An 18,020-nucleotide genomic window follows, 5' to 3' on the forward strand; every position below is an offset into this window, starting at 1 on the left:
AACATTGTTAAGGGAGTTCCAGCTTGACCGATTTTTTCGATAGAACGAGATAATACGAAACAAGAAGAACCGCGATACTTAACCAAAACGTCGCATAGCCGATCTCGTTTGAATAGGCAGACAGCATAGAATAACGCGGCATCATACCAAATACATAATCAATCACATCGTTATGTAAAATCCAAATTCCCGCTACCACGAGATGACGCATTTGAAAACGATAATACGGCGCAAACAATACGGCCTGAACCGCCATCGCAAAGTGAGACCCAATCAGCATGTAGCCTTCCCACGGAAAATCATCAACAGATAAAAGCACAAAGATATTCATTCCTACCGCCCATAGCCCATATTTAATCAAGGTCACAAGAGCAAGTGCTTCTAAATAAGGAGCATTTCGTTTCATCAAAAACGCAAGTAATACAAATAAAAAGAAAAAGCTGGCCGTTGGACTGTCTGGTACAAAAGCTAAAAAGACAGCCGGCGTCTCTACGAGCTGCGGAATATACCAATAGTATCCATAAACAGTGCCAAGGAAATTGATCATAAGCACCAGCACAAGCATGTAGCGCGTCGCTAGCAAATATTGAATCCATCTCATATGTCTCTTCACTCACGATCTGTTAAAATCAGAAAAAAGCTGACAGCGCCAGCTTTTTCTCTTTTGAGTATATCCTTGTACTTGCATTTAAACAACTGAATTATTTTGATTTGACCTCAGATAAATATTTAGAGAGCTTCTCGAGTTCTTCATCACTGCCTTTAAAGACACCCTTAGGCATGTTGCCTTTTCCTTCTACAGCGATTTTAGCGATCTCCTCAGGCGAAAGACCGTTGTCAACGAGTGACGGTCCGGCTGCTCCGCCCTGCATGTTATCCCCGTGACAGGAGATACATGTCTGCTCTTGATAAATTTTATACTCTTCAGCTGAGGTATCAATCTCTGCTTCTTTCTTAATCTCACCTTGTTTTGCCGCTGCTTCCCAATCATGGGTTGCAACAGACTCCCACGTTAAATACGTTGCTGCGCCGACTGCAAGGATCATCATCCCGACTGCAATTGGTCTTCTATACGGTCTGCGTTCTGGACCTGAATCAAGAAATGGTGCGAGCAAAAGTGCACCAAACGCGATTCCAGGCATAATCATCGCGCCAACGACAGTGAAGCTACCTGCAGCAAATTCATATTTTAATAACTGGTACAAAAATAGGAAATACCAGTCTGGCAGCGGAATATAGCCAGTATCTGTCGGATCAGCCATCCGCTCAAGCGGAGGCGCATGAACAACAGTTAGGACAAGAAACCCAATTAAAAAAACGGCACCTACAAGCCATTCCTTTAAAAGAAAGTTCGGCCAAAAGGCTTCTGTTTTTCCCGGATATTCGGAATAGTCTTTAGGTATGTTAGGTTTTCTTTCTGCCGGTATTCTGGAATCTCCGACAAACTTCATCCCTTTTCCCCTATGCAAAGTCATCCCCTCCTCATTGAACATTCATCAAACGCAACATTTTATAGCGGTCCAGAAATTCCTTGCTTACGAATCATAATAAAGTGGGCAGCCATCAGCCCAAATAATGCCGCTGGCAAGAAAAAGACGTGGATAGCGAAGAATCTCGTCAGCGTTTGTGCCCCTACAATGTCAGGATGACCTGCAAGCAGCGTTTTGATCTCTTTACCAATGAAAGGTGTTGCTTCTGCTATTTGAAGACCAACCTTCGTCGCAAACAGCGCCTTCATATCCCATGGTAAAAGATAACCTGTAAAACCAAGTCCAAGCATCACAAAGAAAATGAGCACACCAACAATCCAGTTCAGCTCTCTAGGCTTTTTATACGCCCCTTGGAAAAAGACCCTTAGCGTATGTAAAAACATCATCACAATGACTAAACTCGCACCCCAGTGGTGCATCCCTCTGACAATCTGGCCAAATGCCACTTCATTTTGCAAATAATAGACAGATTCCCAGGCATTTTTAATATCCGGCACGTAATACATCGTTAAAAACATGCCCGACAGGACTTGAATGACTGTCACAAAAAACGTTAAACCGCCAAAACAATACACAAAAGCGGAGAAATGATGTGCTGGATTGACGTGCTCTGGCACCTCGTGATCCGCAATATCTCTCCATATCGGTGTAATGTCTAGCCGCTCATCTACCCAATCGTAAATCTTGTTAAGCATCGTTACCCTTCCCCTTTCGGCACAGCTTTTCCAAGATAGAGGTATCCGTCCTTCACTTGCTGCTTATAATGGTCAAGCGGTGCAAGCGGTGGAGTTCCGGGTACGTTTGTACCATCCTTGTCGTACAGCCCATAATGGCACGGGCAGAAAAATTTGTTTGGATTTTTCGGATCACTGTTCCAGTTCACTGTACATCCTAAATGTTTACAGATTGGCGATAAAGCGACAATTTCATCCCCTTCTTTGTACACCCATGCTGACCTAGATTCCTTTGACTCATACCATGCATCTACTTGATCAATTTTAAAGTCAAAGCGCTTCGGTTCCTTTGTCAGTTCATCTACACTGACAACTTGAACCATATCCTGATCCTCTGTTCCTTTTAGCACAGGGTCAAGCGCAAAGCGAACCATAGGCATGAGCATTCCAGCGGCCATAAATCCCCCCACGCCGGTCAACGTGTAATTCAAAAATTGACGCCTGGACACTCCATGTCTCTTCTCGCTCATTTTTTTCTCCCCCCCTCAGGTCGTCAGCTACTTTATAACTGAATTAGAAAAAATTTCATAAAACTAGGACACCCTCATAATATATCAATCTATTCACAAGGTCAACATCCTAAAAAGCTATGTACAATGCAAATGTAAGGGTTTTTATGAAGGGTTCCATTTTTGTAACAAAAAGTTCAAAATTTGTTCTACACTGTCTTGAATGACTTTTTGCTTTAATTCAACCTTCAAATGCTCCAGCGGAACCGGCTTGAGCAAAAATAGCGATTCGCTGATCTCAGCATGCTCTTTCCACTGGTGATCAGATGTGATCAGTGCGACATGCTGAAAATGATCTTTGAGCGACTGCTTCATTGTGAGTATGTCTTCTTGTTTCCGGTCACTCACTTCTAAATATGTATGTGGTGGAAAAAGAAAAACCCGCCCTTTTAATTGTCTTTCAAGTTCCTCTGCTACAAGAATAGTAAACTCTCCTAAAGACACGGTTTGTTTCATTTGCTCTGCATCAATCCCAACTAATGGAATGATAGCGGTATCAATGTAAGCTTTAGATTGCAAAAAGCGATCCGCGTCCTCTGCTTGAAACTTCATCAATTTCCCCTCTTTCATGACATAAGCCCTGCCTGTATAGGGCAAGGCTTATTCGTTCAGTTTATGACAATAGGCTTAATTCTTTTGCCAGCTTATTAAATGTTTCTTGATCATGACGGTCAAGTGCTTCATCTATCTCTTTCATTAGCCGTTCTTTTTGGAAAGTTGCGATTGAGTGCTCAAGCACTTTCTCAGCAAGATCCTTATCTTTTTCGTTCTCATAAAGATCCTTTGGAATATGGGGATTTGTTTCAAGAACAGCTGCATATTCCGGCGAACGATAAGCAGAACGGAAATTCAATTGAATAAACAAATCCTGCTGTTTATTCAAACGAATATCATGAAATGACTTTTCAGCATCTGTCGTCATGATGTTTTCTTTATAAAATCTAAAGGGAACTTCATCCACACAGTGTGTTGACATGATGATTCCCCTTGGGCAAAATTCTGCTTGCTCTACAAAATGAACCTTTTCCATCAAAGAGTCGTGACTCATTAAATAATTTAATATCCAAACACACTCTCTTCGCTTTAGCTGATAATGGTTTAAGAACCACCGGATAAATTCCTTCTTTTCATTGACAGAAACAGGGGTCTGCATGTTATTCCCTCCTCTATCGTAAATTAAATTGCTATACATGAATTATTCAACAAACCAGTTCTTCATTCCTGCAAACTATAAGGAAATTTCGTCTTCAATTCTTAAAATCGTTTCTTCAATTTCTTCATTCGTGCCATCTTTCTCTAGAACTTTGCGTAATAACGGCAATGCTTCTTTTTGTCTGCCCTCTTCTAAAAGGAACGAAGCGTATTCATATAAAAAGTCACGTTCCTCATCAAAATCAGGCAGGGCAAGCTTGAAATACTCGGCAGCTTCTTTGTATTCTTCTCGCCCGACAGAAGCAGATGCTGCATACCAATTCCATTTTGGATCATCTTCCCCAAAGCTTTTAACCTCTTTAATAACATCTAGAATTTCATCAAACAGCTCTTCATTTAAATAGATCGCCAGCAATGTTTGAACTGCTTCAATATAACCCGGATCGAGAGCAAGTGCTTCTTGAAGCAGTTTTTTCGCATCTTCTGAATCCCCATTTTTCAAATCAATCTTGGCACCATATAAATATAATTCTTTGTTATACTCATCAACTTTAATACCCTCTTTTACTACCTCTAAAGCCTCGTGATATAGTCCTTCTTCCTCATAACTTTTCGCTAAAGGCATATAAAGTGACGAATAGGATGGATCAATATCTTTCAGTTCTGTAAGCTGCTGAATGGCTGTTTTTGTTCTGCCAGCCCTCATCGCTGTAAATCCGTAGCCAAAAAGAGTGTTTGGGTCTGCTTGATCTTTTACTGCCTTTTCGTACCATTCAAGTGCATCCTCAAATTCTCCAGCTGTACTGAGTGATTCAGCAAGCCGCTGATACACATTGACCCCGCCAACCTCATGCTGTTGATCTGCCACTTTGTAGAAAAAATCAGCCGCTTTCTTTGAAAGACCTTGAGAAAAATACAACTCACCTAATGCAAAATCGATGATAGCTTCATTCGGAAGTAGTTCTTTCGCTTTTAAAAGCTTTTGTTCACTGACTTCAAATAGTCCTTGCATCTGATACAAATCTGCCATTAACAATAAACTCTCTGGGTACGCATCATCATCTTCAGGAATCGTTTCTAATACTGCAATCGCCTTCTCTTCTTCATCAGAGTCAATCAGCAGCTCTGCATAAAAACACGTTAAACCTGTTTCCTCTGGATATAAATCATGTAAATCACTGATGAGATTCCGTGCTTTATCGATATCTCCCCAATCATAATATAATTGAGCCGCTTGCGCCTTTTCTTCATCATGCAAATGCTTCTCTGCTTGAGCAAGTGTTTGGAGTCCTTTTTCAGTCTCACCCGCCTCAACTAATTTTATGGCTTCTTGTAATGAACTATTCAAATCAAACCGTTCCTTTCTGTTTCCAAAAACCTAAACTATTGTTACTTCATATCATAATCGACAGGTGCACATCCAGCAAATATGTTGCTCTTTTAAAATGAACCCATTTTTGTGTTTTAAAGACTGTTTTTCATTTCATCCTATACGAAACTGATGATTTGTAAACTGCAGACACTATTTTTATCGGACAAAATGTTTTTTTTCAAGGTTTCACCTTGAGACAAGCTATGCTATATTTCTGACAAATATGCAGAAGGAAAGAAAAAGCCTGAGGACATCCTCAGACTGTTTTCGTTAAATATTCAATGTGTTCAAAGAAATTTGGGTATGAGACACGAACAGCTTCCGTATCTTCAATCTCAATTGCTTGCTTTGTCACACATGCGGCAATTCCCAGCATCATACCGATACGGTGATCTCCGTAGCTTGAAACGACTGCGCCGCCTTGAAGCGTAGTTTTACCATGAATCTTCATACCATCATCTGTCGCTTCAATATCAGCACCGAGTTTTTTAAGTTCTGATACGACTGTATCAATTCGATTGGTTTCTTTTACTTTTAACTCAGCGGCATCTTTAATGATTGTTGTTCCTTCTGCTTGGGTCGCAAGAAGCGCAATAATCGGAATTTCATCAATGAGTCTTGAAATCATGTCACCAGAAATTTCAATCCCTTTTAATGATGAAGTAGAAATGGTTAAATCACCGTACGGTTCTCCGCCTTTGGCATCTACTTCATTAATCTCAAGATTTGCCCCCATAAGTTTCAGTACATCAATAATACCTGTTCTTGTTTTGTTTAGCCCGACATTTTTTAAGACAATCTGGCTATTCGGAACGATTGATCCAGCTACAAGGAAAAATGCAGCTGAAGAGATGTCCCCAGGAACAAATATATCTGTTGCTGTTAATGTTTGGCCGCCTTCAATGGAAACACTTTGTTCATCTTCATCTAGTTTTACACCAAACATTGAGAGCATTCTTTCTGTATGATCTCTTGATTTGTGTGGTTCAGTTAATGTCGTTGTTCCCTCTGCTTGCAGCCCTGCTAAAAGGACAGCTGACTTAATTTGTGCACTTGCCACTGGAGACTCATAAGTTATGCCTTTTAAATGACCGCCACGAATAGACAGTGGTGTATACTCGCCATTTGCTCTCCCGTCTATTTTGGCTCCTAGTTGTTTAAGCGGACCCGTCACACGTTTCATTGGTCTTTTGGCAATACTCTCATCACCGATTAGTGTACTGTGAAACTCACAACCAGCTAATATCCCCATCATTAATCGAATGGTTGTACCAGAATTGCCAACATCGAGAATGTCAGACGGCTCTTTGAGCTCTTTAAGTCCCTTACCATGAATGACAACATCTGTCCCTTTTTGTTCAATTTCAACGCCCATCTTTCTAAAGCAATCAATCGTACTTAAACAATCAGCTCCAGGAAGAAAGTTTTTCACTACTGTGGTTCCATCAGCAATTGCACCAAACATCACTGATCGATGTGAAATAGATTTATCACCTGGGATATGAATTTCTCCATTCATAGGAGCATTTTTATGAATTTTCATGTTTGTCACCTCAGTCAGCATAAAATGTATCGTAATTCGCTCTATTTTTTATACAGATTTCTGCACGCTTCCGGTCGTCATCTGTTTGAAAACTAATGCGTAAAATCCCATTAATGTCTTCCCGCGTCTCAATAATACGGATATTTGTAATACTAATGTTTTCACTTGCTAGATGCCCTGTAATCTCCGAAATGACCCCAGGGTGATCCGGAACATCGACATACAGATCATAAAAAGCAGGAATGGCTCCTTTTTTCCTTAGAGGAAGTCCATCGCGATATTCCTTTGCATCTTGAAAATAAGAGAACAATCCTTCAGCATCTTCATGCTGTACGAAGGTCTCAATGCGGTTAATCTCTTTTTTCCATTCATGAAAACGGTCTAAAATCTTGTGTTTATTGTGCAGCAGGATATCCCGCCACATTGCAGGATTACTTGAAGCAATTCGTGTGATATCACGAAAGCCTCCAGCAGCAAACCGTTTAACAAGTGGGAATTGTTCTTCAAAATGATGGGCTTGATGCACAAGGCTGGCTGCAACAATATGAGGAAAATGGCTAATGACACTTGTCACAGCATCATGTTCTTCTGGTGTCATCTCGATGAAATGAGCTTTTGTCCCCTTTAACAAATCCATCAACCGATCAACAGCTTGACGGTTTGTTTCCTTTGCAGGCGTTAAAATGTAGAACGCATTTTCAAATAAAAAGTCTTTTGCTGCAATAACACCTGACTTATGAGAGCCTGCCATTGGATGGCCACCAATAAATTGGTAATGCTCAGGCAGCGCTTTTTCAGCAAAATGGACGACCTTTTGCTTTGTGCTGCCGACATCAGTGATTGTGAGCTCTCTTTCAATTCCAGAGTCTGCAATATCACTAAGCATCTTTACTGTTTGCTGGACAGGTGTTGCCAAAATAATGGTCGAAGATTCTTCTAAACCCGCTAGAAACGAATCAGCTGTTGCATCAATAATTCCCAGCTTTGTTGCAGCAACCATTTGCTCTTTGGAAACATCAAACCCTACAATTTTTTTATGAGGATACTCTTTTTTAATCGAGAGTGCAATGGACCCTCCAATTAAACCGAGTCCAGCGATTAATATTGTTTCGTTTGCATCGTTCATATTCATCACCTGATTTTTCGCGAAAATTAAACAACCTATTTCAACAGCTTATATGTATATGAGGTTGGTACAATGAAAGCCATATCCTGCATTAGGATATGACTTTATGGTTATGCTACGCACGAATGCCTTGCAGTAAATCGGCAAGTGTACTTAGAATTTCTTCATTTTGCTCTTTTGTTCCGACGGTAATACGTAAAGAAGTCGGAAAACCAAGTGCTTTACCGGAACGAACAATGTAACCTTTTTTCAATAATGCATTGAACAATTCATCTGCATCTCGTTTAAAATCAATCAGCACAAAGTTTGTTTGAGATGGATAGATATATAGTCCAAAACGGTCAGCGAAATCTTGATATTGCTTAAGGCCTGCTTCATTTTTCTGTCTGCATGATTGAATGAAGTCTTGATCTTTTATCGCTGCACGCGCAGCTGCCTGAGCGATACGACTAGTATTAAACGGTTCTCTCGCTGGTTCAATGGCAGTAATCAGCTCTTCTGACGCAATCCCGTAGCCTACTCGAAGTGCTGCAAGTCCATACGCTTTAGAAAACGTTCGAAGTACAATGACATTTTGATAGGATTGTAATAAAGATAAACTGTCTGGAAAATCTTCTGCACGAACGTATTCAACATACGCTTCATCTAGTACAACAAGCACGTGAGCCGGCACTTCGTCTAAAAACGCCACAAGCTCAGATTCTGACAAATGATTTCCCGTCGGGTTATTTGGATTACATACCCAGACAACCTTCGTGTTTTCATTGATCGCATCCAGCATGCCCTTCAGATCGTGAGCTCCTCCGTCTAAAAGAGGCACCTCTCGAATTTCAGCATGTTCAATCACTGCATTGTGACGATATTGCGGAAAAGATGGAGATGGGATGACGGTATTTGTATGTTGATCAAGGAATGCCCTTGCAATAATTTGCACAAGTTCATCTGAGCCATTCCCGAAAATTAATTGTTTTTCACTTACTTGAAGAAATTCAGCCAGCTCCGTTCTTAAACTTGCGCTGTATCCATCTGGATAAATCGCTAAATGTTCGAGCTCGGCCTGTATCGCCTCTCTTGCATGTACGGAACATCCAAAAGGGTTTTCATTTGAAGCCAATTTCACAATTTTGTCTAATTGATATTCCTTTTTGACCTCTTCAATTGGTTTCCCAGGTTGATACGGTTTAAGCTGTTTTAATTGATCTTTGATTTGCAAAATGTTTCACCTCATTTGAATGAATAGAGGGGACTAAATGTTTTTGCATATGTTTCAAATTCTCTTAAAGCTTCTTGACGTGTATCACTTGCCAGCAATTGTTCTTGAAGCTCTTCAATTTTTTTCACAAGTGCACTGCCGACAACGACGCCGTCACTCAATTTATTCATTGAGTCTACCTGTTCTCTTGTTGAGATGCCAAAACCGACCGCAACCGGGATGTGACTCAGCTGTTTCACTTGTTGAATAAATTCTGTAATTGACGCGTCAAAGGATTGTCTGACACCTGTTACACCAAGAGATGAAACACAATACACAAAACCTTCTGCCTGCTCTACAATGTTTACTAATCGTTCCTTGCTTGTTGGTGCAACGAGTGAAATATATGAAATGTCATGGGTTTGACAGTTCTTTTGCAGCTCGCTGCTCTCTTCAAACGGCAAGTCGGGTGTTAGGAGTCCCGAAATATGATTTTTGCGCAGTAAAGCGAAAAAGTATTCTGTGTCTAATTGTAACACAGGATTATAATACGTAAATAGAATTACAGGAATTTTTACACCGTTTTTTTTCATCTTCCCTGCTAATTCTATCGCTTTTACGATATTCATGCCATGATTTAGAGCTCTTTTGGAGGCTCTTTGAATGACAGGACCGTCCGCTAGTGGATCGGAATAAGGAACACCGAGTTCAATCGCATGTGCACCGGCTGCTTGAAGGGAGATAGCTAAATCAATCGTGATATCTTCTGACGGATCTCCTGCTGTGATAAATGGGATGAATAATTTTTCGCCTTGCTCTAATTGAAATCTAATCATTTTGTTTCCCCTCACTTTCAAGCACGTTCATTAATGTATGCACATCCTTATCGCCTCTTCCTGACAGGCAGACAAGGACGATTTCATCTTCATTCATCGTCTTGCTTACCTCAAACGCCTTGGCTAGCGCATGTGCAGATTCAATTGCTGGAAGTATTCCTTCTTTTTCAGTCAGCAGTTTTAGGGCATCTAGTGCTTCTTCATCTGTCGCACTCACATATTGAACCCGTCCGCTCGCATGTAAATAGGCGTGCTCTGGTCCAATTCCTGGATAATCTAAACCAGCGGAAATCGAATATGGTTCAATAATCTGGCCAAATTCGTCTTGGATTAAATAGGTCAAAGACCCATGGATCACTCCTTTGGTTCCTTTCGTAATGGTTGCAGCATGGAGCGGCGTATCGATTCCTTTTCCAGCAGCCTCTACACCAATGATATCTACCTCTTCATCTAAAAATGCCCGGTACATTCCAATGGCATTACTTCCGCCGCCAACACAGGCAATGACTTTATGAGGTAGTCTTCCTTCTTTTTCAAGCAGTTGCTCTTTTGCTTCATCACCAATCATGCGCTGGAACTCGCTGACAATTTGAGGATACGGATGAGGGCCAACAACGGAGCCGATCATATAAAAATGATCACTGCAGTGCTGAACCCAATAGCGAATGGCTTCGTTTGTTGCATCTTTTAAAGTACCATTTCCGCTTGTGACAGGTATGACTTCAGCGCCAAGCAGTTTCATTCGGAAGACATTGAGTGATTGTCTTTCCACATCCTCTTTTCCCATAAAGACCGTGCAGGATAACCCGAACTTTGCGGCCACCGTTGCAGCAGCTACTCCGTGCTGACCTGCGCCTGTTTCCGCGATGATGTTTGATTTCCCCATTTTTTTCGCAAGCAGGGCCTGCCCAAGCGCATTGTTAATTTTATGAGCACCTGTGTGGTTTAAATCTTCTCTTTTTAAATAGATCTTTGCGCCGCCGAGGTATGCTGAAATTTGGTCAGCATATGTAAGCGCAGTTGGTCTGCCTGAATAGTTTCGAAGTAGTGATACATATTCTGCTTGAAAAGCAGGATCTTCTTTTAATTCACGAAATGCCTGTTCAATTTCTGCAAGTGGCTGCATGAGCGTTTCCGGGACAAATTTCCCTCCGAATTCTCCGTATCTGCCAATTTCATTTGGATATGCGTACATCATTTAACATCCTTTCTTCGAGCGCTTCGATCTTAGCGCTGCTTTTCTTTCCGTTTTCTTCTATTCCGCTTGAAAGATCGATCGCTTCTGGGTCATAGGCGAGCAGATCTGCTATCGTTTCTGGTGTGATGCCGCCTGCAATTACGCAAGTCTTCCCCAGCCGTTTTGCATGTTTAACGTATAGAGGCACTGCTTCCCAAGCAAAAGCTGTTCCAGAGCCGCCTCTCATCCCTTTTACTTTCGCGTCAATAAGGAAGCCATCGACAACAGGCCCAAATGCCGTCATTTTTTCAAGCGTTCTTGTTACATCAGGCTCGTGATGGAACACTTTCCAAACGACAGACCCTGTTTGTTGTTTGATTTCTTTTACGTCATCCTGCGTTTCATCTCCATGAAGCTGTACGATATCTAAAGGTATCTGTTTTGTGATCTCGCGCACTCTTTGAATCTTTTCATTTACAAATACACCGGCAATCTTTTTCTCACACTTTGTTTGGGTGAGCCATTGTTTCACTTGATCTGGCTGGACTTGTCTTTTACTTGGAGCAAAAATAAATCCGATGGCATCTGCGTGAGATTGCGCAATACATTCCACATCTTCTTGTGATACTGCCCCGCAATATTTTACATAAGGCTTCATCCTGTTCATTCTCCAAACAATGTCTGAACGGCTTTTTCTTGTGATTGTTCTCTCATTAATGATTCTCCTACAAGGACTGCACCCGCTCCATGATTCTTCACAAAGGTTAGATCATCAAATGTTTGAATCCCGCTCTCACTCACTAGTAAGACCTCTTTTGGAACGAGGGGGGCAATCTCTTTTGTTTGTTCAACTGTTGTTGTAAATGTATTTAAATTCCGGTTGTTCACTCCAATGATTTCAGGAGTGAACAACTTTAAAATATTTTCCAGTGTATCTGCTGCATGTACTTCGACAAGGACATCAAGTCCATTCTCTTTCGCTTCAGCATAGAGCTCGTGCAGCTTTTGCGGCTCAAGTACTTCTCCAATTAATAAAATGGCATCTGCTCCTATACGTCTTGACTCTTCTACCTGTATGGAGTCAATGATGAAATCTTTTCTTAAAATTGGACGATCTACGTGTTTTTTAATGAGGGATAAGTATTCGTTTTTTCCTTGAAAGAATGGTTCATCCGTTAAAACAGATAAGCAATCAGCGTTGGATTTTTCGTAAGCTTTTGCTGTTTGTAAAGGATCAAAATTTGGTTGAATGATTCCTTTGGAAGGAGACGCCTTTTTCACCTCAGCAATTAGACCAATTGAGCGATGAGGATTCATGAGTGCTTCTTTAAATGATCGACTTTCAAAGTGTTCATCTACTGGTAACTGCAATGTTTGGACATGTTCTTTTTTGCGGGCAATGATTTGATTAAGCATAGATCTCTTCCTCTCTCGTTTTTTGTTTTAAACGAGCCAATTGTTCTTTGGCTGCGCCGTTTTTAATCGTTTCAATCGCTTTTAATGTTCCTGCCATGAGGTTTTCTGACTTCCCTGCGACATATAAAGCCGCTCCAGCATTCAGGGCTGTAATATGAAGCGGCGCCCCTACTGTTTGATGATTCAATATATTCTGAATCAATTTGGCGCTCTCTTCCGGTGATTGGACCTGAATATCTGATAAATATCCTTTTTGCAGCCCAAAGTCTTCTGGAGTGAGTGTATATTCTGTCATGACATCTTTTTTGAGTTCAATCACATATGAATTTGCTGTAATCGTTAATTCATCAAGCCCATCTTCTCCGCAAACAAACAGCACATGTTCTGGCTCTAATGGCGCAAGGGCTTTTGCCATTAATTTTGCCTTTTCCTTTGAGTAGACGCCGATGATTTGCTTTTTGGCTTGCATTGGATGGCAAAGCGGGCCTAATAGATTAAATACCGTCCGGAAGCCGAGCTGCTTGCGGACTGTGGCTACTTGTTTCATAGATGAATGATACAATGGTGCAAATAAAAAGCCCATGTTTTTCTCTTGTATTTGTCTTCTTGTTTCTTCCGGTGTGGATTGAATGTGAATCCCAAGACACTCTAGTACATCGGCACTCCCGCTTTTAGAAGAAACTGATCGATTTCCGTGTTTGGCGATTTTGGCTCCAGCAGCGGAAGCGACAATCGCAGCGGCAGTTGATATATTAAAGGTTGAGAGTCCATCGCCTCCCGTGCCACAAGTATCAACAACATCAAGCGATCGTTCCATTGGTGCTGCATTTTGCCGCATGGCTTTCACAAAACCCGTCATTTCTTCAGCGGTTTCTCCTCTATGCGCTAAAATCGAGAGACATGCAGCGACTTCAGCATCTGTTAAAAAGCCGCTCATCATATCATGCATGAGTTTATTTGCTTCATTTTCTGATAGAAAGCCTCCATTAACAAGAGCTGATAGTCGGTGATTCATCCTGCACACTCTCCTTTTCTGAGAAAATATGTTCCGCAAGCTGAATGGCTTTCAGAAGTGCTCCTGCCTTGTTACAAGTCTCTTCCCACTCGTTTTCTGGGACAGAATCAGCCACAATGCCGGCGCCTGCTTGTATAGAAGCGGTCTGATTTTTGACGCTCATCGTACGAATGGTAATACAGGAGTCGATATTACCGTCGAATCCAATATAGGCAATACAGCCGCCATACGTTTCCCTTGGCTCAGGCTCCATTTCATTTAATAATTGCATCGCCCTTATTTTCGGGGCACCTGTTAATGTGCCTGCTGGGAAAGCGGACATGAGCGCATCGACTGGATGTGTATCCCGCTTTAGCTTTCCTGTCACAATGGAGATAATGTGCATGACATGTGAAAAATTCACTACTTTTGTAAAGGTCGGTACGGACACACTGCCGTATTCTGCCACACGGCCTACATCATTTCTGGCAAGATCCACTAACATGTAATGCTCCGCTTTTTCCTTTTCATCTTCAAGCAGCTCTTTTGCTAGCTCAGCATCCTCTTCTCTTGTTCTTCCTCTTTTTCTTGTGCCTGCAATAGGATGGATTTCTAGATGCCCGTTTTTGGCATGGATTAATCGTTCTGGCGAGCTGCCGACTAAATCACGATCTTTTAATTTCATAAAATACATATATGGAGATGGATTCACAATCCGAAGCACGCGGTATAACTCAAATGAACTCACTGATACAGGGATATCAAATCGCTGCGAGAGGACGCCTTGGAAAATGTCACCCGCTCGAATGTATTCTTTGATTTTTTCTACGTCCTTTAAAAATTGCGCTTTTTCATAGGTTGACGTCACATGTTCAAAGGATGGCGGCTCATTCATATTCCCTGATAATATCAGTTCTTTCATATCAGTCTTTGAATGGAGCTTGTGAATCATCTGTTCAAGCAGTTTTTGATTTTCTTTATAAGCGCGTATTTTTTCGTCTTCTGCTTCATGTCCGGTTAGCTGGGTGTACTGGATAAAATGAACATGATTCGTTTCATGATCAAAGGCGATCATCGTTTGGCAGACAAATAGTGTGCAATTATCTGCCAGCGATGCGTTTCGATGAGGCCTGACAGAAGGTTCAATGTTTGGAATCAGATCGTAGCTTAAGTACCCAACAGCCCCACCTGTAAATGGGATATCAATATCTGGCGCTTTGATTTGATATTGCTCTTTCATCCAATCCAGCAGTTCTTTCAGCTCTTGCTTTTGCATGACTTCCTGCCCCGCAGCGTCACGTGCAATGTATTTGTTTTGGTCATCATGTAAGGTTAAAAACGGATGCAATCCAATGAAGGAATATCTCGACCAGCTGGAAGACTCATCTTTGCTTTCTAGCAAATACACAATATCTTGTTTGAGTTTTTCAACAATTTGAATCGGTGAGAGCGTATCGACTGTAATGGTTTCAACAATTGGGATCGTTTTGTAGGACTCACTGTCCTTTAAAAATTGGGTCAGGTTTGATTGGGAATTCATAAGCACACTCCTTAAATGGGATTAAGGAGAATGAGGGGACATATAGAGGGTTTGTATGAGTATACGAAATAAGCCTAAAAGAGGGTTTCTCTTTTAGGCAGTATGATTAAATAGAAGTATCGTATCTCTGCTCAACTCTACTCATCTCAACTACCCTAGTCTCATTCTCATCTTCTCTAAGCTTGCAATGCCGTTTACACCTGTGTGTAAACTTCGGCTGTTCATATCGTATTATAATTCCTTGTTTTTTGTCAACTGTAAATCAGGGCGAAGCGTCACAGCTTCTTCCAAGTACACATGCTGTATGTCTTCCTGCTTTGTATCTGTCTGGACAGTCATTAAGACACGAATACATTGCTTTAAACCGCCATCAATGTCTAGTTCCTGCATGCAAGTAACCGGTACATATGTCCATCCTTCAAACTGACGAAGTGCTTTTGCCGGAAAAACGGAGTGAATATCTTGTGTAGCTGAAATCAAGATCTGCACGACACGTTCTGGATCTACTTGGTTTCTTGAAATAATCGCTTCTAACAGCTGTTTCGTTTTGTTTAACACTTCAGTTTCTGTATCTTCTATCACAGTTGTAGCCCCACGTATCCCGCGAAACATCATAGACATCCCTCCTCCCGTTTCCATTCTTCGAGCCAGTAGTGCAGCTCATCTTTTGTGAAAGACTGTAAGGTGACGTCACCAATCTGTTTTAATAAAACAAATTGAACACTGCCGCCTCTTGCTTTTTTATCACCAATCATCCGGTCAACAAATGTTTTCGTTGAAATATCTGGTGTGACTTGTACAGGGAATCCAAGCTCTTGCATCCACTCTTTTAGTTCCAAACGATTAAGGCTGAGCCCCAGCTGCTTTTCGCTCACATACAGCGCAAACTGCATGCCGATTGCAATGGCATCTCCATGCGTGATGACGCCGTATCCGTATTCTGCTTCGATGGCGTGCCCCAGTGTATGGCCTAAATTCAAAAATGCACGCACACCTTGTTCTTTTTCATCTTCTTGAACAATTGACGCTTTGACTTGAATGCCTTGATACAGCATATGTGCCAGCTCACTCTTTGATAAATCCGACAAAGAACGAATGGACATTAGTTCTGCTAAAAAGTCTTCACTAGAAATCAATGCATGTTTGATGACTTCTGCAAAGCCTGATCTTCGTTCAATTTGAGATAGAGTTTCAAGCATACTAGTATCATAGATCACAGCTTTCGGCTGATGAAATGCACCGATTAAATTTTTACCGAGCGGATGGTTGATCCCTGTTTTCCCGCCAACTGCACTGTCATGTGCCAGCAGCGTCGTCGGAACTTGGATAAAGTCAATGCCCCTCATATAAGTGGCAGCAGCAAATCCAGCCAAATCTCCAATCACACCGCCTCCCAGCGCAATAATGCAGGCGGATCGATCAAGCTGAAATTGAATGGCTTTCGTATGAATATGCTCAAATTCGGCAAAGGATTTTGACTGCTCTCCGCTTGGCACAACCACTTTGTTCACAGGCCACTTCTGTTGAAGTAAGCGAACCATTTCATCACCATAAATGGCATCAACAACTGTATCTGTGACGATTAAGAGCTTCGTATAGGAATGCCCAGTGGAAGTTATCAAGTCGACGATATTGCGTTTAATCCCATCACCGATAAATACAGGATAAGTGGCTGATGACGTCTTAACTTCCAGTGTTTTCATTAAAATTCCCTCTGAAGCTGGCGCATTTTTTCAACATTTTCTTTAATGCGGTCAATTTGGTCAAGGCCAAACTGCTCCACAACCGCATTGGCAATTTCCCATGCCACGACTGCTTCTGCAACAACACTTGCAGCAGGAACAGCGCAGCTGTCAGAGCGTTCAATACTTGCAGAGAAAGGTTCTTTTGTTTCAATGTCAACGCTTTGAAGCGGCTTATAAAGCGTTGGGATTGGTTTCATAACCCCTCTTACGACAATTGGCATACCAGTTGACATTCCGCCTTCAAGGCCACCTAGGCGGTTTGTTTTTCTCGTATAGCCCTTTTCTTCATCCCAGATGATTTCATCATGGACCTCACTGCCATTTTTAGAGGCTGCCTCGAAGCCAATACCGAATTCAACCCCTTTAAAAGCGTTGATACTAAGTACAGCGCCTGCAAGCTTGCTGTCCAATTTACGGTCGTAATGAACATAGCTGCCCACCCCAACCGGCATTCCTTCAACGATGACTTCAACAATTCCGCCAATTGAATCGCCGTTTTTCTTCGCTTCATCAATTGCATCCATCATTTTCTGACCTGCTTCACTGTCATAGCATCGAACAGGTGATTCTTCTGTTACCTTTTGCAAATCTTCAATAGATTCATATGCTGTATGAGCTGCTTTCACTCCGCCAATTTCAAGAACGTGGCCAGCTACTTTAATCCCTAGATGCGCCAAGATTTGTTTGGCAACTGCGCCTGCTGCTACGCGAACAGTTGTCTCGCGGGCTGACGAGCGCTCTAATACGTTTCTCATATCACGGTGTCCGTATTTAATCGCACCATTTAAATCCGCATGTCCTGGTCTTGGACGAGAGATTTGACGCTTCATTTCACTTTCTTCTTCTTCTGTGATCGGCTCTGCCCCCATCACCTTTGTCCAGTGCTTCCAGTCGTTATTTTCAACAACAAGAGCGATTGGCGAACCTAATGTTCTCCCGTGGCGAACGCCACTTAACACTTTTGCCTGGTCTTTTTCGATCTGCATTCTTCTTCCTCGACCATGACCTTTTTGTCTTCTAGCCAATTCATAATTGATGTCATCCTGCTCTATGTAAAGTCCTGCTGGAACTCCTTCAATAATTGTGGTTAATTGTGGACCATGTGATTCACCTGCTGTTAAGTACCTCATTGACTTAATCTCCCTTCATCGCATTAACGCTTTTAAGTAAAAATATAATAACACACTTACTACT

The 18,020-nt window shown here is 41.7% G+C and carries 19 protein-coding genes; all 19 read right to left on the reverse strand.

What is annotated here, in order from left to right:
• Nucleotides 1-7: 7 nt before the first annotated feature.
• The 19 genes from lhaT to aroC all read right to left on the reverse strand — a co-directional run bounded on the left by lhaT (nt 8) and on the right by aroC (nt 17,956).
• A complete protein-coding gene (lhaT, locus tag OIT90_RS06130) occupies nt 8-601 on the reverse strand; it encodes a lipoprotein heptaprenylglyceryl N-acetyltransferase LhaT (RefSeq protein WP_474253342.1) in 594 nt (197 codons plus the stop codon).
• A 100-nt stretch (nt 602-701) separates the two neighbouring features.
• Nucleotides 702-1,469 (reverse strand): menaquinol-cytochrome c reductase cytochrome b/c subunit, encoded by a 768-nt coding sequence (locus OIT90_RS06135; protein WP_039179522.1) that lies wholly within the window; start codon nt 1,467-1,469, stop codon nt 702-704.
• 41 nt (nt 1,470-1,510) lie between these two features.
• A complete protein-coding gene (qcrB, locus tag OIT90_RS06140; RefSeq protein WP_003215804.1) occupies nt 1,511-2,185 on the reverse strand; it encodes a menaquinol-cytochrome c reductase cytochrome b subunit in 675 nt (224 codons plus the stop codon).
• 2 nt (nt 2,186-2,187) lie between these two features.
• Nucleotides 2,188-2,694: a ubiquinol-cytochrome c reductase iron-sulfur subunit gene (locus OIT90_RS06145; protein ID WP_007500911.1), complete on the reverse strand. Its 507-nt coding sequence runs from the start codon at nt 2,692-2,694 to the stop codon at nt 2,188-2,190.
• A gap of 144 nt (nt 2,695-2,838) precedes the next feature.
• Nucleotides 2,839-3,285: a YpiF family protein gene (locus tag OIT90_RS06150; RefSeq protein ID WP_064497527.1), complete on the reverse strand. Its 447-nt coding sequence runs from the start codon at nt 3,283-3,285 to the stop codon at nt 2,839-2,841.
• Nucleotides 3,286-3,346: 61 nt separating this feature from the next.
• Nucleotides 3,347-3,886: a ReoY family proteolytic degradation factor gene (locus OIT90_RS06155; RefSeq protein ID WP_008344562.1), complete on the reverse strand. Its 540-nt coding sequence runs from the start codon at nt 3,884-3,886 to the stop codon at nt 3,347-3,349.
• 75 nt (nt 3,887-3,961) lie between these two features.
• A complete protein-coding gene (locus OIT90_RS06160; RefSeq protein ID WP_039179527.1) occupies nt 3,962-5,233 on the reverse strand; it encodes a tetratricopeptide repeat protein in 1,272 nt (423 codons plus the stop codon).
• A 280-nt stretch (nt 5,234-5,513) separates the two neighbouring features.
• Nucleotides 5,514-6,800 carry a 3-phosphoshikimate 1-carboxyvinyltransferase gene (gene aroA / locus OIT90_RS06165; RefSeq protein ID WP_059377975.1) on the reverse strand — a complete coding sequence of 429 codons (1,287 nt, stop codon included), beginning with the start codon at nt 6,798-6,800 and terminating at the stop codon, nt 5,514-5,516.
• Between the two features lie 10 nt (nt 6,801-6,810).
• The gene (locus tag OIT90_RS06170; protein WP_474892365.1) at nt 6,811-7,926 is read right to left on the reverse strand and encodes a prephenate dehydrogenase; all 1,116 of its coding nucleotides are present in this window, start codon (nt 7,924-7,926) and stop codon (nt 6,811-6,813) included.
• Between the two features lie 115 nt (nt 7,927-8,041).
• On the reverse strand, nt 8,042-9,139 hold the full coding sequence (hisC, locus tag OIT90_RS06175) for a histidinol-phosphate transaminase (protein ID WP_144490275.1): 1,098 nt from the start codon (nt 9,137-9,139) through the stop codon (nt 8,042-8,044).
• 11 nt (nt 9,140-9,150) lie between these two features.
• On the reverse strand, nt 9,151-9,954 hold the full coding sequence (gene trpA / locus OIT90_RS06180; RefSeq protein WP_474892366.1) for a tryptophan synthase subunit alpha: 804 nt from the start codon (nt 9,952-9,954) through the stop codon (nt 9,151-9,153).
• Nucleotides 9,947-11,149 carry a tryptophan synthase subunit beta gene (trpB, locus tag OIT90_RS06185; protein ID WP_047203218.1) on the reverse strand — a complete coding sequence of 401 codons (1,203 nt, stop codon included), beginning with the start codon at nt 11,147-11,149 and terminating at the stop codon, nt 9,947-9,949. The genes trpA and trpB overlap by 8 nt, the downstream gene beginning before the upstream one ends.
• Nucleotides 11,130-11,798, reverse strand: a complete 669-nt coding sequence (locus OIT90_RS06190) for a phosphoribosylanthranilate isomerase (protein ID WP_474892367.1) — start codon at nt 11,796-11,798, stop codon at nt 11,130-11,132. Before OIT90_RS06190 ends, trpB begins: the two co-directional genes overlap by 20 nt.
• Entirely contained in the window at nt 11,795-12,547 is a 753-nt protein-coding gene (trpC, locus tag OIT90_RS06195; RefSeq protein ID WP_064497532.1) for an indole-3-glycerol phosphate synthase TrpC, read from the reverse strand. Before trpC ends, OIT90_RS06190 begins: the two co-directional genes overlap by 4 nt.
• Nucleotides 12,540-13,562: an anthranilate phosphoribosyltransferase gene (gene trpD, locus OIT90_RS06200; RefSeq protein WP_474892368.1), complete on the reverse strand. Its 1,023-nt coding sequence runs from the start codon at nt 13,560-13,562 to the stop codon at nt 12,540-12,542. Before trpD ends, trpC begins: the two co-directional genes overlap by 8 nt.
• Nucleotides 13,534-15,081: an anthranilate synthase component I gene (gene trpE, locus OIT90_RS06205; RefSeq protein ID WP_474892369.1), complete on the reverse strand. Its 1,548-nt coding sequence runs from the start codon at nt 15,079-15,081 to the stop codon at nt 13,534-13,536. Before trpE ends, trpD begins: the two co-directional genes overlap by 29 nt.
• A gap of 231 nt (nt 15,082-15,312) precedes the next feature.
• Nucleotides 15,313-15,696 (reverse strand): chorismate mutase, encoded by a 384-nt coding sequence (gene aroH / locus OIT90_RS06210; protein ID WP_024422804.1) that lies wholly within the window; start codon nt 15,694-15,696, stop codon nt 15,313-15,315.
• Nucleotides 15,693-16,784: a 3-dehydroquinate synthase gene (aroB, locus tag OIT90_RS06215; RefSeq protein ID WP_474892370.1), complete on the reverse strand. Its 1,092-nt coding sequence runs from the start codon at nt 16,782-16,784 to the stop codon at nt 15,693-15,695. The genes aroH and aroB overlap by 4 nt, the downstream gene beginning before the upstream one ends.
• A complete protein-coding gene (gene aroC, locus OIT90_RS06220; RefSeq protein ID WP_024422806.1) occupies nt 16,784-17,956 on the reverse strand; it encodes a chorismate synthase in 1,173 nt (390 codons plus the stop codon). Before aroC ends, aroB begins: the two co-directional genes overlap by 1 nt.
• Between the last annotated feature and the right edge of the window lie 64 nt (nt 17,957-18,020).

The organism is Bacillus sp. ABR, from assembly GCF_056172715.1.

Coding starts and splice junctions, on each gene's coding strand:
- OIT90_RS06170 (WP_474892365.1), bottom strand. CDS start 7,926: ATGAACGATGCAAACGAAACAATATTAATCGCTGGACTCGGTTTAATT.
- aroH (WP_024422804.1), bottom strand. CDS start 15,696: ATGATGTTTCGCGGGATACGTGGGGCTACAACTGTGATAGAAGATACA.
- aroB (WP_474892370.1), bottom strand. CDS start 16,784: ATGAAAACACTGGAAGTTAAGACGTCATCAGCCACTTATCCTGTATTT.
- aroC (WP_024422806.1), bottom strand. CDS start 17,956: ATGAGGTACTTAACAGCAGGTGAATCACATGGTCCACAATTAACCACA.
- OIT90_RS06190 (WP_474892367.1), bottom strand. CDS start 11,798: ATGAACAGGATGAAGCCTTATGTAAAATATTGCGGGGCAGTATCACAA.
- trpC (WP_064497532.1), bottom strand. CDS start 12,547: ATGCTTAATCAAATCATTGCCCGCAAAAAAGAACATGTCCAAACATTG.
- trpD (WP_474892368.1), bottom strand. CDS start 13,562: ATGAATCACCGACTATCAGCTCTTGTTAATGGAGGCTTTCTATCAGAA.
- OIT90_RS06145 (WP_007500911.1), bottom strand. CDS start 2,694: ATGAGCGAGAAGAGACATGGAGTGTCCAGGCGTCAATTTTTGAATTAC.
- trpB (WP_047203218.1), bottom strand. CDS start 11,149: ATGTACGCATATCCAAATGAAATTGGCAGATACGGAGAATTCGGAGGG.
- trpE (WP_474892369.1), bottom strand. CDS start 15,081: ATGAATTCCCAATCAAACCTGACCCAATTTTTAAAGGACAGTGAGTCC.
- qcrB (WP_003215804.1), bottom strand. CDS start 2,185: ATGCTTAACAAGATTTACGATTGGGTAGATGAGCGGCTAGACATTACA.
- aroA (WP_059377975.1), bottom strand. CDS start 6,800: ATGAAAATTCATAAAAATGCTCCTATGAATGGAGAAATTCATATCCCA.
- trpA (WP_474892366.1), bottom strand. CDS start 9,954: ATGATTAGATTTCAATTAGAGCAAGGCGAAAAATTATTCATCCCATTT.
- lhaT (WP_474253342.1), bottom strand. CDS start 601: ATGAGATGGATTCAATATTTGCTAGCGACGCGCTACATGCTTGTGCTG.
- OIT90_RS06155 (WP_008344562.1), bottom strand. CDS start 3,886: ATGCAGACCCCTGTTTCTGTCAATGAAAAGAAGGAATTTATCCGGTGG.
- OIT90_RS06150 (WP_064497527.1), bottom strand. CDS start 3,285: ATGAAGTTTCAAGCAGAGGACGCGGATCGCTTTTTGCAATCTAAAGCT.